The sequence below is a fragment of the Rothia sp. (in: high G+C Gram-positive bacteria) genome (assembly GCF_030540545.1).
In the GTDB taxonomy this organism is placed as follows: domain Bacteria; phylum Actinomycetota; class Actinomycetes; order Actinomycetales; family Micrococcaceae; genus Rothia.
This window is the reverse complement of the sequence record NZ_JAUNVZ010000001.1, coordinates 278117-294114: the sequence shown is the minus strand read 5'-3', so window position 1 is coordinate 294114 and position 15998 is coordinate 278117. Positions and strand designations below refer to the sequence as shown.

At 57.3% G+C, this 15998-nt stretch carries 11 protein-coding genes, 1 tRNA gene, 1 pseudogene and 1 riboswitch; of the genes and pseudogenes, 5 read left to right on the top strand and 8 right to left on the bottom strand.

Annotated features, from left to right (window positions below):
• Window positions 1-20: 20 nt before the first annotated feature.
• Window positions 21-2618, bottom strand: coding sequence for an ATP-dependent chaperone ClpB (gene clpB / locus Q4P78_RS01370; protein WP_303338507.1), 2598 nt, complete (start codon window positions 2616-2618; stop codon window positions 21-23).
• Between the two features lie 195 nt (window positions 2619-2813).
• On the opposite strand from clpB, the gene Q4P78_RS01365 reads away from it, so the two are divergent.
• From Q4P78_RS01365 to Q4P78_RS01350, 4 genes are all read left to right on the top strand, one after another.
• Window positions 2814-3491, top strand: coding sequence for an NAD(P)-binding oxidoreductase (locus Q4P78_RS01365; protein ID WP_303338506.1), 678 nt, complete (start codon window positions 2814-2816; stop codon window positions 3489-3491).
• Window positions 3492-3506: 15 nt separating this feature from the next.
• A complete protein-coding gene (locus Q4P78_RS01360; protein ID WP_303338505.1) occupies window positions 3507-4145 on the top strand; it encodes an HAD family phosphatase in 639 nt (212 codons plus the stop codon).
• Window positions 4146-4353: 208 nt separating this feature from the next.
• Window positions 4354-4854 (top strand): Dps family protein, encoded by a 501-nt coding sequence (locus tag Q4P78_RS01355; RefSeq protein ID WP_303338504.1) that lies wholly within the window; start codon window positions 4354-4356, stop codon window positions 4852-4854.
• Between the two features lie 586 nt (window positions 4855-5440).
• Window positions 5441-6829, top strand: coding sequence for a VIT1/CCC1 family protein (locus Q4P78_RS01350; protein WP_303338503.1), 1389 nt, complete (start codon window positions 5441-5443; stop codon window positions 6827-6829).
• A gap of 168 nt (window positions 6830-6997) precedes the next feature.
• Here Q4P78_RS01350 and sucD read toward each other — a convergent pair whose 3' ends face one another.
• From sucD to Q4P78_RS01330, 4 genes are all read right to left on the bottom strand, one after another.
• On the bottom strand, window positions 6998-7915 hold the full coding sequence (gene sucD, locus Q4P78_RS01345) for a succinate--CoA ligase subunit alpha (RefSeq protein ID WP_303338502.1): 918 nt from the start codon (window positions 7913-7915) through the stop codon (window positions 6998-7000).
• A 29-nt stretch (window positions 7916-7944) separates the two neighbouring features.
• Window positions 7945-9111: an ADP-forming succinate--CoA ligase subunit beta gene (sucC, locus tag Q4P78_RS01340; RefSeq protein ID WP_303338501.1), complete on the bottom strand. Its 1167-nt coding sequence runs from the start codon at window positions 9109-9111 to the stop codon at window positions 7945-7947.
• 267 nt (window positions 9112-9378) lie between these two features.
• A complete protein-coding gene (gene pcrA, locus Q4P78_RS01335; RefSeq protein WP_303338500.1) occupies window positions 9379-12252 on the bottom strand; it encodes a DNA helicase PcrA in 2874 nt (957 codons plus the stop codon).
• 75 nt (window positions 12253-12327) lie between these two features.
• A tRNA-Arg gene (locus Q4P78_RS01330) sits at window positions 12328-12403 on the bottom strand.
• Window positions 12404-12560: 157 nt separating this feature from the next.
• On the opposite strand from Q4P78_RS01330, the pseudogene Q4P78_RS01325 reads away from it, so the two are divergent.
• Window positions 12561-12821: pseudogene (locus Q4P78_RS01325) on the top strand (DUF4031 domain-containing protein); the annotation flags it as partial.
• A gap of 159 nt (window positions 12822-12980) precedes the next feature.
• On the opposite strand, the gene Q4P78_RS01320 reads toward Q4P78_RS01325, so the two are convergent.
• The 3 genes from Q4P78_RS01320 to Q4P78_RS01310 all read right to left on the bottom strand — a co-directional run bounded on the left by Q4P78_RS01320 (window position 12981) and on the right by Q4P78_RS01310 (window position 15896).
• Window positions 12981-13631, bottom strand: a complete 651-nt coding sequence (locus tag Q4P78_RS01320) for a C40 family peptidase (RefSeq protein WP_303338499.1) — start codon at window positions 13629-13631, stop codon at window positions 12981-12983.
• Window positions 13632-13635: 4 nt separating this feature from the next.
• Window positions 13636-13783, bottom strand: a riboswitch (cyclic di-AMP (ydaO/yuaA leader).
• A 561-nt stretch (window positions 13784-14344) separates the two neighbouring features.
• The gene (locus Q4P78_RS01315) at window positions 14345-15040 is read right to left on the bottom strand and encodes a metal-dependent transcriptional regulator (protein ID WP_303338498.1); all 696 of its coding nucleotides are present in this window, start codon (window positions 15038-15040) and stop codon (window positions 14345-14347) included.
• A 217-nt stretch (window positions 15041-15257) separates the two neighbouring features.
• Window positions 15258-15896 carry a DUF3027 domain-containing protein gene (locus Q4P78_RS01310; protein WP_303338497.1) on the bottom strand — a complete coding sequence of 213 codons (639 nt, stop codon included), beginning with the start codon at window positions 15894-15896 and terminating at the stop codon, window positions 15258-15260.
• Window positions 15897-15998 lie beyond the last annotated feature (102 nt).

Sequence of the window (15998 nt, the reverse complement as noted above, 5' to 3'; positions counted from 1 at the left end):
CAGTACTCGGAGAGGATCTTTTAGCGCTGAGCCTTCAGCACCAGGCCCGCCAACGGGGACTGCGGATCATCATTCACATCCACCGTCACGGTATCGCCATCCACGAACTCGCCGGAGAGAATACCGCGAGCCAGACGATCGCCAATCTCACGCTGAACCAGACGGCGCAGCGGGCGAGCACCAAACGCCGGGTCGTAGCCGGTCAGACCCAGCCACGCCAGGGCACCCTCGGTGACATCCAGAGTCAAACGACGATCCTCAAGACGCTTATTCATGCTCTTGACCTGCAGGCGAACAATCTCACCCAGGTTCTCCGCAGTCAGCGGCTCGAACATAATAATCTCATCCAGACGATTCAAGAACTCGGGGCGGAAGGAACGGTGCACAACCTCCATAGCCTTCTTGGTGCGCTCCTCGAATGGCATCTGCTGATCCACCAGGAACTGCGAACCCAAATTCGAGGTCAGAATCAGAATCACATTGCGGAAGTCCACGGTGCGACCCTGGCCGTCAGTTAGACGACCGTCATCGAGCACCTGCAGCAGAATATCGAAGACTTCAGGGTGGGCCTTCTCCACCTCATCCAACAGAACCACAGAGTAGGGACGACGGCGAACCGCCTCGGTCAGCTGACCGCCCTCTTCGTGACCGACATAGCCGGGAGGGGCACCAACCAGACGAGAAACGGTGTGCTTCTCGGAGTACTCGCTCATATCGATACGCACCAGGGCACGCTCATCATCAAACTGGAACTCAGCCAGAGCCTTCGCCAGCTCAGTCTTACCCACGCCGGTCGGGCCCAGGAACAGGAAGGAGCCAATGGGGCGGTTCGGGTCGGAGACACCGGCGCGAGCGCGGCGAACAGCATCCGCTACGGCTGTGACGGCGTCCTTCTGACCGATCAGGCGGGAGCCCAGACGCTCTTCCATATCCAGCAGCTTCTGGGACTCGCCCTGCAGCATGCGACCTGCGGGAATACCGGTCCAGGAGCTAATGACCTCAGCAATATCGTCGGCGCTCACCTGGTCAGAGACCATAGTGTCACCCTTTGCCTCGTCTTCGGCGCGCTGAGCCTGAGCCAGCTGTGCCTCCAGGGCGGGAATTTCGCCGTAGAGCAGGCGGGATGCCTCGTTCAGATCGCCATCGCGCTGAGCGACCTCGGCGCGGGAGCGCAGCTCATCAATCTGAGTCTTAATATCGCCCACTCGGTTTAGACTTGCCTTTTCAGCTTCCCAGCGGGCGTTCAGGGCGTCCAACTGTTCCTTCTTATCGGCAATATCAGCCTGCAATGCTGCCAGGCGTTCCAGCGATGCCGGGTCGTTTTCACCTTCCAGAGCCAGCTCTTCCATGGTCAGGCGATCCACGGCGCGGCGCAGTTGGTCGATTTCCTCCGGTGCGGAGTCAATTTCCATGCGCAGGCGGCTTGCTGCCTCGTCAATCAGGTCAATTGCCTTATCGGGCAGCTGACGGGAGGGAATATAACGGTTGGACAGGCTTGCTGCTGCCACGAGGGCGGAGTCGGCAATCTGTACCTTGTGGTGTGCCTCGTAGCGTTCCTTCAGACCGCGTAGAATGGCGATGGTGTCTTCAACGCTGGGCTCGCCCACATAGACCTGCTGGAAGCGGCGTTCCAGCGCCGGGTCCTTTTCAATATTTTCGCGGTACTCATCCAGGGTGGTTGCACCGATCAGGCGCAGTTCACCGCGTGCCAGCATGGGCTTGAGCATATTGCCCGCGTCCATGGAGCCTTCGGAGGCGCCTGCACCGACCACGGTGTGCATTTCGTCAATGAAGGTCACGATCTGACCCTCGGACTTCTTAATTTCTTCGAGTACAGCCTTGAGGCGCTCTTCGAATTCACCGCGGTACTTTGCGCCGGCGACCATGGAACCCAGATCCAGGCTGATCAGGGTCTTTCCGCGCAAAGATTCGGGTACGTCGCCCGAGACCATGCGCTGAGCCAGACCTTCGACCACGGCGGTCTTACCCACGCCGGGTTCACCGATGAGCACGGGGTTGTTTTTGGTGCGGCGGGAGAGTACCTGCACCACGCGGCGGATTTCGCTATCGCGGCCAATGACCGGGTCGAGCTTGCCTGCGCGTGCAATGGCGGTCAGGTCGGTACCGTACTTTTCCAGTGCTTGGAAGGTACCTTCGGGATCGGGGGTGTCCACGGTGCGGTCTCCTCTCACGTTCGGGATGGTCTGTGCAATCAGTTCTGCGGTGGCACCCAGTGCCTGCATGGCGCGCGCAGTATCGTCGCTACCGCTGGCGATGCCCAGCAGCAGCATTTCGGTGGAAATATAGCTATCACCAAAGCCTTCTGCGCGGGTCTGCGCTGCCTTAATGGCTGCGATGGCGTTGCGGCTAAAGTTGGCTTCCTGCACGGAGGAGCCGGATGCCTTGGGCAGCTTGGAAATTTCGGTGCTTGCGGCGGTGGAGATTGCCTCCACGTCCAGACCTGCTGCCTTGAGGACTGCGACGGCTACGCCTTCTCGCTGGTCCATGAGCGCCTTGAGAATATGGGAGGTCTCAATGGCGGGGTTGTGCGCGGTGTGCGCGTTATTTTGTGCTGCCGAGAGCGCTTCTTGGCTCTTGGTGGTGAATTTAGCGTCCATTATTATCCTTGTGTTTAGTGTTCAGGACGCTCTCTTATGCGCCCTTTATAATCATCTATATTGAGTCTACCGCACTCAACTTTACTTGGCAAGGGTTTCACTCAAGATTTTTTGCCAGTATGCGGACTGATTCTGACAGCCTAAGAGCGATTCACTGACAAGGACCACGGGCAGCCAAGAGCCTATACTCAAAGCATGAATATCCTGATATGTGGCGCCACCGGGCGCACCGGCCAATTGGTGACCACTCTCGCTCTTGAGAGCGGCCACCACGTCACCGCCTATGTACGCAATGAACTCAAAGCCCGTGCCGTATTACCGGAGCACAGCAATCTACGCATTATCCGAGGAGAGCTAGAGGATATCCCCGCACTCACCCGAGCAGCCCGCGGAGCGCATGCAGCCATTAGCACCCTGGGACAGGATTCACTGCTCAAGAATATGCTGCGTACCGATTTTATGCGCCGCAATCTACCGCCCATTGTGCAGGCGGTCAGCGCTGCGGGAGTGCCGCGCTTAGTGCTTCTCTCTTCGATCGGCTCGGGCGCCTCATATGACAGCGCGCCGCTGGCGATTAAGCTGGCTCGCCACAGCGTAATGCGCGCGATTATTGGGGATAAAAATGCCGCTGATACTTTACTTGAGTCCGGCGACACCCAATTGAGCTATGTATACGCGGGCATGCTCACCAACTCCCCCAGCTCACTCACACCCGACCTCTTGGCGGTGCATCCGGGTCAGAAGCATCTAAAAATTGCTCCCGTGCCCTTTATTCCGCGAGAACAGGTGGCTCGCGCGCTCCTGAAATGCGCCACCTCCTCAGATGAAAATGAGGCAAATCAGCACTGGGTTGTGCGCGCCGCCAGGGGTTAAGCTAGAAATATGAGTTTGCAGGCAATATTTTTTGATCACGACGGCACCCTGGTCGACACCGAACCCGTATGGGCAGCCGCAAAGGCGGAGCTCGCGGCAGAGCACGGCGGAGTATGGACCGAGCAGGACACCCTGGATTGCTTGGGCCTATCCATGAAGTTCACCCTGGATCGTCTACGCGAGCGCGGGGTAGACCTTCCCGATAGTGAAATGAACGATGCTCTGGTGGCTAAGGTGCACTCGGCCCTGGCGACTCAGAGCGTGGAATTCCTGCCCGGCATTGCTCCCCTACTTGAGCAGATTGCACGTGCCGATATTCCTGCCGCGGTGGTGACCAATGCGACCACTGCCATTGCCCAGCGCACTGCCAATGCGGCTCCCGCAGGCGTTTTCCGTGCGGTGATTGGTAATGAGCAGACTACTCACCCCAAGCCGGATCCTCAGCCGTACCTGTTGGCAGCACAGAAGCTGGATGTTGACCCGGCGCTGTGCGTGGCTATTGAGGATTCCCCCTCGGGTGTTCGTTCGGCAAGTGCTGCGGGTATGCGTGTGATTGTGGTGCCCGGCGAGCTACAGGTTCCCGATGAGCTGGGTGATGCACGTTTTAAGCACGAGGAGCTTTCGGTAGAGGCTATTAGCGCACTGATTCCCTAAGCATTGCCATAGCTACTTGCGCACGGTGATACGCGTCCTAGAAAGTACTTAGGCTATACACTCTCGAGGGTCATAGATGGCTTATTATGAACTTATCAAAATAAGACTTGCATCGGTGCGCCCGGAGTGGTTTACTTAAATCAACGCCCGGGAGCACAGGCCCGGACACAAAGAACTCATAGAGAACCATCAAACGAAGGAAAATCTCATGGCATACGCAAAGTACACCGCACCCGGTCTGTCCCTGGAAGAGGGCAAGGAGCTCTCCGAGGTTCTGCAGGCACGCCTGCACGATTTGAACGACCTGCACCTGCTGCTCAAGCACGCTCACTGGAACGTGATTGGCCCCGGTTTCATCGCAGTGCACGAAATGATTGATCCCCAGGTTGATACCGTTCGCGAGTTCGTTGACACCATTGCAGAGCGCATGGCTACCCTGGGTGCATCCCCCAACGGTCTGGCTGGCGCGCTGGTTGCAGCACGCTCCGTTGAGGATTACGCAGTGGGTCGCGCACGCGTGACCACCCATCTGAAGGCTCTGAACGAGGTCTACACCCGCGTGATCGAGGCTCACCGTGCAGCTATTGAGGCTGTGTCCGGCAAGGACCCCGTAACCGAGGATATCTTCATCGGTCAGACCGCTGAGCTGGAGAAGTTCCAGTGGTTCATCCGCGCATTCCTGGAGAACGGCGAAGGCGAAATCGCCTAAAGCCTTGTGAGGGAAAAGCTACCTAGCTAAAAGCCTGTGGGGCGAGTAGTACATCTACTCGCCCCACAGGCTTTTACTCACTTCTTTTTTCGGTATCTACCCCAGTAAATTACAACATTCCAGGCAGTAGCACACAGGAAGGCGGGGATATACACTCCTGCTCCCAGCCAGGGCTTCTGCAAGACAAGAGCAAAGAACAATGTAGCCATTGCATAACTCCACAGAAAATCCAATGCCATTGAGAGACCGCGTGGAATCTTAAACCACGCTGATTCCTTACGAGGAGGGTTCATTCCGTGCAATTCGTACACCCGATCTTCAGCTTTCTTCATAGTCTCCACCCTCTTCAGCTGAGTACATAATCTTAGAGATAAAGCTATTTCACCCTCTTGTTCGCGTCAAGGATTACACCCAATATGACAATATATTTCTTTATTGTCTGTCAGGAATTTCGAAGCCTTCCTGTCAAATCTTCGCCGGAACGAACATTAGCGCACCGATGAGCTTGGTGGATTAAGCATCCCACAAGCGCGTACCCTAGAACTAACAGGCAGAATTCACAAAGCACCGCAGCAGAAAAGACAGCATGAGCACCGAAAACATCCCCCAGCACTTCTCATCACGCGACACGTCCACCAGCACCCAGGTAAGCGAGACTCAGCAGAGCAACGAACGCTCCCGTGGACAGGTCACCCCCCTGGTGCGCACCCGCAATGAAAGCATTACCTCCACATCCCAACTGCACGTACGACCGGTAACCTCCAGCGCACCGGCACTACCAGCACGCTATAACCGCCGCACCACTGTGCACGTACAGCGCGCACAGGCACCGGTAAGCGTACAATCAATCGTCAGCCCCGACACCATTAAAGAGCCCGCACGCCATAGCGCCGTTGAAGCTCCCACCCAGGCACAGATTAAGCGCTGGCGCCGCTACCTTGCCGATGAGGAATCCGAGGCGCGCATCTACCGATACCTGGCACAGCGCGCCGAGGGACGCGATAAAGAGATCCTCATGCAGGTTGCCGAAGCCGAGAAACGCCACCAGCAGCATTGGCGCGATATGCTCGGCGAGCACGCCAACCCGCCCGCACGCCCCTCCTTCTCGTCAGCAACCCTGCAATTCTTAGCAAAGCACTTCGGTTCGGTGTTCATTTTGGCGATGGCTCAGATGGCGGAGTCCCGCTCCCCCTACGCTGAGGACCCGGACGCTACCGAAGAAATGGCAGCTGATGAGGCAATCCATGAGGAGATTATTCGCGCCCTGGCAACCAGCGGCCGCGAGAAGCTCTCGGGTAATTTCCGCGCCGCGGTCTTTGGTGCCAATGACGGTTTGGTCTCCAACCTGGCGTTGACCATTGGTATTACCGCCTCGGGTGCTTCCTCTTCAATGGTTCTACTCTCGGGTGTTGCCGGTTTGCTCTCCGGCGCGCTCTCTATGGCTGCCGGTGAGTTCGTATCGGTGCGCTCTCAGCGTGAGCTGCTGGATGCGTCCCAGCCGACTCAGGTGACGCTGCAGGTGGCCGGGGATTTGGATATTAACGCTAATGAGCTGGAGCTGATTTATAAGGCTCGCGGCATGGACGATGAGGCAGCCCATCACCGTGCCCAGGAGCGTCTGGGCGCCCTGAACTGCGATTGCGACCCTTCCCTATCCTTCAACCCCGAGGCTGAGGAGGAAGAGGAGAACGTGGCTCTGGGTACCGATATTGGTGCTGCGGCGGCTTCTTTTAGTTTCTTTGCCTCGGGTGCTCTGGTGCCGATTCTGCCCTATATTTTCGGCATGTCGGGTGTGTGGGCAATGGTGCTTTCACTGCTTTTTGTGACCGCCGCTCTGGGCTTTACGGGCGGTATTGTAGGTCTGCTTTCGGGTGCTTCTCCGCTCAAGCGCGGTCTGCGTCAGATTCTCATCGGTCTGGGTGCAGCTGGTGTGACCTACCTGCTGGGTACCATTTTCGGTACAACCCTGGGCTAGTCCCTGGTTTAAGGAAAATCCCCCGCCACTGTGTCAGATACAGGAGCGGGGGATTTTCTACAAGAGCTACTACTAGCTTACATGCTCACGCCCCGTGACGTGAACCCAATACAGCAAAAAGTCGCCCGGGATAGAATATCTATCCCGGGCGACTTTTAGCTAAAGAGCTTACTTAGCTGCGAAGATTTCGCGCATCAGAGCAGCAGCCTCGGAGGGGGTCTTACCCACCTTCACGCCTGCAGCTTCCAGAGCTTCCTTCTTAGCCTGTGCGGTACCGGAAGAACCGGAAACAATCGCACCCGCGTGACCCATGGTCTTACCCTCGGGAGCGGTGAAGCCTGCAACGTAGCCAACAACCGGCTTGGTCACGTGAGCCTTGATGTACTCAGCAGCGCGCTCCTCAGCGTCACCACCGATCTCACCAATCATCACAATAGCCTCGGTCTCGGGGTCAGCCTCGAAAGCCTCCAGAGCGTCAATGTGAGTGGTACCGATAATGGGGTCGCCACCAATACCAATAGCGGTGGTGAAGCCAATGTCAGCCAGCTCGAACATCATCTGGTAGGTCAGAGTACCGGACTTGGAAACCAGACCGATTTTGCCCTTACCGGTGATGTTTGCGGGGGTGATACCCACCAGGCACTCATCGGGGGTGATGATACCGGGGCAGTTCGGGCCGATAATGCGGGTGATCTGCTTGCCGTTCTCGTCCACGGATGCCTTAGCAGCGGCCCAGAACTCAGCGGTGTCCTGAACCGGAACACCCTCGGTGATCACGACAACCAGGCCGATCTTAGCTTCGATAGCCTCGAGCACTGCAGCCTTGGTGAAGGCCGGCGGAACGAAGACGATGGAAACGTCAGCGCCGGTCTTCTCAATAGCCTCAGCAACGGAACCGAAAACGTCCAGCTCAATGTCGTTGCCGTTCTTATCCTTGTGGGATACGGTGGTGCCAGCCTTGCGAGCGTTCACGCCGCCCACAATGTTGGTGCCTGCTGCGAGCATGCGAGCGGTGTGCTTGGTGCCTTCGCCGCCGGTAATGCCCTGAACGATGACCTTAGAGTCCTTGTTCACGAAAATAGACATAGTTTTTCCTTGAAATCCTTTGCTGGCGATTAGGCCTTGTGAGCGAGCTCTGCTGCCTTGTCGGCACCGGAGTCCATGGTTTCTGCCTGTACGATCAGCGGGTGGTTTGCCTCGCTGAGGATACGGCGGCCTTCTACAACGTTGTTGCCGTCCAGGCGGACAACCAGCGGCTTGGTTGCTGCGTCGCCCAGAATCTCCAGAGCCTTGACGATACCGTTAGCCACAGCGTCGCAGGAGGTAATACCACCGAAGACGTTCACGAACACGCTCTTGACCTGCTCGTCGCCCAGGATGATTTCCAGACCTGCAGCCATGACCTCAGCGGAAGCGCCACCACCAATATCCAGGAAGTTAGCGGGCTTCACATTGCCGTGGTTCTCGCCAGCGTATGCAACGACGTCCAGAGTGGACATCACCAGACCAGCACCGTTACCCACGATACCGACCTCGCCGTCCAGCTTCACGTAGTTCAGATCGTGCTGCTTAGCCTTTGCTTCCAGCGGGTTCTCAGCGGACTTGTCCACCAGAGCCTCGTGCTCGGGCTGGCGGAATTCTGCGTTGTCGTCCAGGGAAACCTTGCCGTCCAGAGCCAGGATGTCACCGGCGGGGGTCTGAACCAGCGGGTTCACCTCAACCAGGGTTGCGTCTTCCTTGGTGAAGACCTCGCCCAGCTTGACCAGTACGGGAGCAACCTTAGCCTGCAGCTCCTCGGAGAAGCCAGCAGCCTTTACGATTTCCTCAGCCTTAGCAGCGTCGATGCCAACCAGCGGGTCAACCTCTACCTTTGCCAGTGCCTCGGGACGCTCAGCAGCCAGCTGCTCAATTTCCATACCGCCTTCAACCGAGCACATTGCCAGGTAGGAGCGGTTTGCGCGGTCCAGCAGCAGGGAGAAGTAGTATTCCTCTGCGATGTCCGCACCTTCAGCAACCAGCACACGGTGAACGGTGTGGCCCTTGATGTCCATGCCCAGGATTGCCTGTGCATGCTCATAAGCTTCCTCGGGGGTGCGAGCCAGCTTAACGCCACCGGCCTTACCACGGCCGCCAGTCTTCACCTGAGCCTTGATGACGGTCAGACCGCCAATCTCCTCAGCTGCTGCCTTTGCTTCTTCAGGGGTGGTCGCAACAATGCCCTTGAGCACGGGTACGCCGTGCTTAGCGAAGAGATCGCGCGCCTGGTATTCGAAAAGGTCCACAGGAGTCCTTCTTCGTCGAAGTGGTGCCGTCACATTACGTGGCGGCCTGGTCTTAGTGAGATTTTCAAACCATGTCGGCACGTACCCTTTAGTGAGCACACACCGGCACACTTCAAAAGTTTCTCATCTATTACTTTATCCGATATCACCACTGATGCGCACCCGAGAAGCCCCATTTTGGCAAAAAATCTAGAGCGTGCGCTTAACAGTTTTCGGCAAAGAGTTTCATCCACCTAAACCATTGAGCACACGCCCCGAATTTTAGCCTTAGGAGAGCTTCTGCACCGGTGCATAACGCAGCAGCAGACGCTTCTCTTCCGAGCCAAAGCGAACCTTCGCTACGGTCTTATCCCCGCGCCCTTCCAACGCCAGCACAACACCGGTACCAAAGCTCTTATGGGAGACCTTATCCCCCACCGCCAACTGCACCACTTCCTTAGCCTGGTGCACCCGAGATGCCTGAGGTTTGGAGGTAGCACCCGCGGCGCGAGCGGCAGCCGCCAAACCGTAGGATGCCGAGCCATTCACCGCAGCACTAGAGGGGCCACGGGAGACCTGCGAACCCTCATCATAGGAGCTTGAAGAATTCTCGCGGTAGCCGCTAGAAGAGCCACGGTAGCCGCCGGAGGAGTAGCCTGCCGAAGAATATCCGCCGTAGCTACCGGAAGAATACCCACCGGAGCCATAAACGGAACCATAGGAACCCATACCGGAGGCACCAAAACCACCAAAGGTACTACCGGTACGCTTCCAATCCAGCAGATCCTCCGGAATCTCCTCCAAGAAAGGCGAGGGCGGATTAAAAGTACTCTTACCCCACATAGTGCGAGCCTCCGCGCGAGTCACGTACAGGCGCTCCATGGCGCGAGTCAGACCCACATACGCCAGGCGGCGCTCCTCGCTCATTTCCTTCTCATCGGTCAGGGCACGCTGATGCGGGAACAAACCGTACTCCATACCGGTCAAAAAGACCACGGGGAACTCCAGACCCTTAGCGGTGTGCAGAGTCATCAGAGTAATAACGCCCGCTTCCTTAGCTTCTGCTGCCTCGGCTGCAATCTGAGCCGCGCTGGGGGTCGAACCATCCGCCGTTGCCGGGCGGGAGGGAATGGAATCGGCATCCGCCACCAGGGAGACATGCTCCAGGAACTGCTCCAAATCAGCACCGGGGTTATCGTTCTCAAACTCAACCATGGCGTCCAGCAGCTCGGAGAGGTTCTCCACGCGCGACTCATCCTGAATGTCCTTGGACTCACGCAGGGTCTGCAAATAGCCGCTCTGCTCCAGCACAGCCTCCAGGGTGGTGGAGGCGGACTCGGTGCGGGAAATCTGCGCCAGATCCTCCATGAGCTGCACAAAAGCGGCGTACTTTTTAACCGCAGCAGCACCCAGAGCGTCAATAGAGCCAGCCTGCTGGGCGGCGCTAAAGAAGGAAATATTGCGCGCGGTAGCGTAATCGGCAACCACCGATTCGCTCTTGGCGCCAATACCGCGTTTGGGCTCATTCAGAATGCGACGCACCGAAATATCATCATCCGGGTTGGACAGAGCGCGCAGATACGCCAGGGCGTCCTTAATTTCCTTGCGCTCGTAGAATCGGGTGCCACCAACCACACGATAGGGCAGACCCGCGCGCATGAGCATTTCTTCCAGGGCGCGCGACTGGGCATTGGTGCGGTAGAAAATCGCCACATCCGAGGGCTTAACCCCGTATTCATCGCTCAGGCGGTCAATTTCCTGGGCAATATAGCGTGCCTCGGCGTGCTCGGAGTCAGCCACATAGCCAATAATCTTCTCGCCCGCACCCGAGGCAGTCCAGAGCTTCTTCTCGCGGCGATCGGGGTTGCGCTCAATCACCGCATTAGCTGCGGAGAGAATATTCTGCGTAGAGCGGTAGTTCTGCTCCAGCAAAATGGTGGTCGCGTTGGGGTAGTCCTTCTCGAAGTCGATAATATTGCGAATATCGGCACCGCGGAAGGCATAAATGGACTGGTCGGAGTCGCCCACCACGGTCAGCTCACCGGGAGTCGGCGCATTCGGATTCGGGTTTTTCTCCCCCGGCTCACGGTGGTCTGCGGGCGCGTGGGCACCCACCAGCTCACGCACCAGCACATACTGGGCGTGGTTGGTGTCCTGATACTCGTCCACCAGAATATGGCGGAACTTGCGGCGATAGTAGTTTGCCAGCTCGGGGTTTTCGCGTAGCAGCTGCACAGTCTTAGCAATCAGATCGTCAAAATCCAGGGAGTTTGCCGCCGCCAGGCGCGCACTATAGGCGCTGTAGACGGTAGATACGCCGTGCTCCCAAGGATTGGAGGCAGATACTCGCGCCGCATAGGAGCGGGCGGTGACCAGCTCATTCTTCAGATTCGAGATGGCAGAACCGACCGCGCGGGCGCTGAACTTCTTCGGGTCCAGCCCCTTTTCTTTAATAATCAGGCTCAGCAGGCGCTGCGAGTCCGCCGAGTCGTAAATAGTAAAGGTGGATTTGAGCCCCAGAGCCGCTGCTTCACGGCGCAGCACGCGCACGCAGAAGCTGTGGAAGGTCGAAACCCACATGCGCTGAGCGCGCGGGCCAATGAGCGCCTCAATACGCTCGCGCATTTCAGCCGCCGCCTTATTGGTAAAGGTAATGGCAAGAATCTGACCCGGATGCGCGCGTCCGGTTGCCAGCAGGTAAGCGATGCGGTGGGTGAGCACGCGGGTTTTACCCGAGCCCGCGCCGGCGACAATGAGCAGAGGGGTACCGGAGTGCACGACCGCCTGGTGCTGGCGCTCGTTCAAGCCTTCTAGCAGGCTGTGCGGGTTATAAGTGGGAGCTGCCTGGGCCAGAGCGTAGGGGTCGGCGGGGTCATAGTCCTCCCCGTTGCCACCCACGCGATAGGCAGGAGGCATAAATTCGCCCAGGGCGTCTTCGTGGGCGGCAATAGCCTGGGCATCGTTCAGGGGCGCGGGGTTTGCCATGAGATCCATACCGGCAAAGGGGTCGGCACCAGCAAAAGGATCCGTAGCCGGGTAGGGTTCAGCCGCTGCCGCTTCATCGGGTACATAGCCGTCGTATTCGGGGTCGTAGGGCGCGGAGAAGTCCATGCCGAAGAGGGCATCCTCTCCCGCGGGGAAGGATTCGGGGGTGCTGCTCATAGTTGTCCTTTCTACGCGCGCAGGTATTTCAAGGATATAAAAACCGCCGCGTCATTGACAGGACACGGCGGTTAGTGGTGCCCCCGAGACGATTCGAACGTCCGACACCTTCTTTAGGAGAGAAGTGCTCTATCCCCTGAGCTACGAGGGCATATATATCTATAGTACAGTACCGCGCCTAAGAGCCCGCACCGATTCACTGGCTGCCCACCGTTGGCTTTAGTGCGCAGAGCGAACAGGCTCACCGTTGGGTGAACATTAGCGCTTTCTCCCCTGCGGTGCCCGCGCGCTCTGCCTAGACTAGAGAGGTGATTTATCTTGACCCCGCACTCTGGCCGGCGCACGGCACGCATTTTTCGCATCTAATCTCCGATACATCGTTGGAGGAGCTGCACGATTTTGCGGCGCGTGCCGGTATTGATCCGCGCGCCTTTGATTTAGATCATTATGATGTGCCCATCTGGATGTACGATGAGCTGCTCTCTCTGGGCGCGCAGGCGGTAAGCGCCGGGGAACTAACCCGTATTTTGATTGCCAGCGGTCTGAGGGTTAAGGCTAAGGATCGCGCCGCCGCCTATGCTGCGGGTAAAAAGGAAGTTCCCGCGCGCCCGGCAGCTTAGAAGACAGCGTCTGCCGCGCATTCAGGAGCCGCCTGCACACTCTTAAAAGCAAAACCCCGTGACTATCGTAGCCACGGGGTTTTGTGTGAATGTGTGGAAGTCTAAGACTTACAGCGCGGTGTAGAAACCGTCAACGGGCATTGCGTTCACATCGTGAATCAGGGTGCCCTGAGAGGGGTTCAGTGCGGAGATCATCTTGCCGTTACCCAGGTAGATACCTACGTGGTTGTAACCGTTCTGGAAGACGATGTCACCGGGCTGGGGGTTGGAGGTCGGACGAACCTCGTTCTTCATTGCGAAGGTGTAAGCGGTCAGCTTGATACCGTGCTGAGCGAAAACCCAGGAGGTGAAGCCGGAGCAATCCCATGCGCCGAAGGACTTGCCGCCCCAAACGTATGCGCCACCCAGACCGGACTTAGCGGTTGCCACGATTGCATCGCGGGAAGCGTTACCGGTGGAAGCTGCGGGAGCAGTGTTCTGAACGGGAGCTGCCTGCTGCTGAACGGGAGCCTGCTGTACCGGAGCTGCCTGCTGCTGAACGGGAGCCTGGTAAGCCTGCTGCTGCTGAGCCTGGGGTGCTACATAAGAGGTAGCGGGGGTGGTGTAGCTGGTGTAGTCGAACTCGTAGTTGGTGTAGTCGTAGGACAGGTCAGCTGCTGCGGGAACCTCTGCGAATGCGTTTGCAGGAACGGTGGAACCAACCAGCGCTGCACCAGCGATTGCGACAATACCAGCGTTACGGATAGTCTTCTTAGCCATAAAAAATCATTTCCTCCATTGCCTGACGAGGTGAGCTGTCGGACTCGGACATGGATACGCCCGGCCACCTAATCGGTGACTTCGCCCCAAGGTCTACCAAGAAACCAAAAGTGGGTCCCCCGCTGCTGCCGAATATTGGGTAGTTTCTAACGAGTTAGCGGCAGCACTCGGCGGATCTAACTCGCGGTGCCCTCTGACATTAGGTGTTTGGGCACGTAAAAGAGAATACACAGAAAACTCCCAGCTGTCACCTCTGATCCTGAGTAAATCCTGGAAATTTTTCCGCTAGCGAAGCCTTAGCATACCCGGAACTTCAGCTTAAACGAACGGCTATTCGTCTCTTTAAGTGCCCGTGACTAGGCATTTAAGTATCCAGTGAGTTTAAGCGTTTTAAACCTCAACTCCCCACCCCGGCGATATAGCTTTAGGGTCTTAATCTCTTAAAAACTTCTCTCCCCCGGCGTATCGCATTTAAGATTCCCGCGTTAAAGCTTATTAAACGGGCTGTATAAACTCTCAACCCCTTTAAGAGACCTACCCTTTTTCAGGGTGCATACCTCACGCCAGATTAGCCACCGCATCCATCCCGGTTCTCCTCGAGCACCGCAGAGCACACAGACACAGATAAAAACACCCGCTCGCACACCGTGCATACGGTATGCGAGCGGGAGCTCGAGGCCTACGTGTTAGCTACACTCTAAAAAGTCTAGCGCTTAGGAGCGCTTGACCACAATAGCGTTGGCAACATCATTATCCAGGGACAGTGCGGTATCCTCGCCATCGGCGCGAACAATCACATCATCCTCGGTACCTGCCACCACGGATACAGTAGCACCGTAAACAATACCGGCGTCTGCCAGCAGCTTGAGCAGTTCAATATCGGTCTGGATGGACTCGGGGAAACGAGAAATGGTGAAACGATCCTCGGGGCGGGAATCGCGAGCCACAATGGACATAGATACGGTGCGCTCATCATTGTGTGCGCTCTCCACACCCAGCTCTTCCAGACCCGGAATAGCGTTGCCGTAGGGGGAGAACTTGGGGGTGTTGAGCATGCCCAGAATGCGCTTCTCCACGCGATCGCTCATCACGTGCTCCCACCGGCAGGCTTCGTCGTGCACGTACTCAATGTCCAGGCCGATCACATCAGCCAGCAGGCGCTCCGCCAGGCGGTGCTTGCGCATCACCTCAACAGCTTTCTGGCGACCTTCTTCGGTCAGCGAGAGGTGACGATCGGGCTGCACTACCAGCAGGCCGTGCTTTTCCATACGGGCGACAGTCTGAGAAACGGTGGGGCCGGAGTGCTCCAGACGCTCAGCAATACGCGCACGCATGGGCACGATGCCTTCTTCTTCCAATTCCAGGATGGTACGCAGATACATCTCAGTAGTATCGATGAGGTCGGTCATATCCGGCTCTTTCCTTCAATCCAGTGATCCACAAAATGATCGCACTACAGGGAAAAGATAGCTTTCCCTAAGTTAGAACTTTACTGATTACCTATTATGTACCTTTTTACCTAAATTTGCCACGAGTGACACACTGTCAGGCGCAGAGTTTTCGCTCAAGGCACGCAAAACACCCCCGTTAACCGCCTATCAGCAGCAAACGTGGGTAATTTAAGAACTATTCAGCCTTAGCTTTACGGGAATATTTACGACCCTTATAGCGACCCTTACGGCGGGCTACCTTCTTCTGAGCATCTGCAGCTTCGGCCTCTTCAATCTCGCGAGCAATCTCTTCCTCGCTCAGAGCCGCAGGCACCACTTCTTCGGCTTCGGCTGCATCCGGGTCAATATTCGCGGCGGCAACTTCAGCTACCTCACCCTGCAGATCCTCAGCCTCAATATCCTCCGGGCGCAGGCGCTCAGCCCAGGGCACCCAGGCGGGAGCCAGCAGAGCATCATCTCCGGGCAGCAAACCAACCTCGCAAATAGTTGCCTTCTTCGAGCGGGGTGCGCGAGTGAGGGTGGCGAACCAGAACCAGCCGCGGTAGCCGGGCAGAGTGCACTCAAAAAGATGGGTGGTCAGTCGTTCCTCTTCGGCGCGCACATGGTGCAGCAGACCGATCGAGTTCTTCGGGGCGATACCCTGCACGCCCAGCAAGGCAATGTCCTTAGCCTCTGCCAGCACCTCATCTACCTTGGAGGTACGTCGAGCTTTAAAGGGTACGCCGAGGGTAGCCTCCAGCTGCTGATCTTCCTCAGCCACCGGGGCGAAAGGATCCTGAAGACTGTGCTGCTGATTCTCTACCTGTTGCGACATACCTCCATTAAACCAAATTTTCCCTGCCCCCACCCATTGATGACAAAGCCACAGGACACAAACCCCGCGCCTTGAGCCCAACAATTGAGTGTTTTAGGGGTG

Bases quoted from the DNA above. Each gene is read 5' to 3' on its own strand.
- clpB (WP_303338507.1), bottom strand. From the start codon at position 2,618: ATGGACGCTAAATTCACCACCAAGAGCCAAGAAGCGCTCTCGGCAGCA.
- Q4P78_RS01365 (WP_303338506.1), top strand. From the start codon at position 2,814: ATGAATATCCTGATATGTGGCGCCACCGGGCGCACCGGCCAATTGGTG.
- Q4P78_RS01355 (WP_303338504.1), top strand. From the start codon at position 4,354: ATGGCATACGCAAAGTACACCGCACCCGGTCTGTCCCTGGAAGAGGGC.
- Q4P78_RS01350 (WP_303338503.1), top strand. From the start codon at position 5,441: ATGAGCACCGAAAACATCCCCCAGCACTTCTCATCACGCGACACGTCC.
- sucD (WP_303338502.1), bottom strand. From the start codon at position 7,915: ATGTCTATTTTCGTGAACAAGGACTCTAAGGTCATCGTTCAGGGCATT.
- pcrA (WP_303338500.1), bottom strand. From the start codon at position 12,252: ATGAGCAGCACCCCCGAATCCTTCCCCGCGGGAGAGGATGCCCTCTTC.
- Q4P78_RS01320 (WP_303338499.1), bottom strand. From the start codon at position 13,631: ATGGCTAAGAAGACTATCCGTAACGCTGGTATTGTCGCAATCGCTGGT.
- Q4P78_RS01315 (WP_303338498.1), bottom strand. From the start codon at position 15,040: ATGACCGACCTCATCGATACTACTGAGATGTATCTGCGTACCATCCTG.
- Q4P78_RS01310 (WP_303338497.1), bottom strand. From the start codon at position 15,896: ATGTCGCAACAGGTAGAGAATCAGCAGCACAGTCTTCAGGATCCTTTC.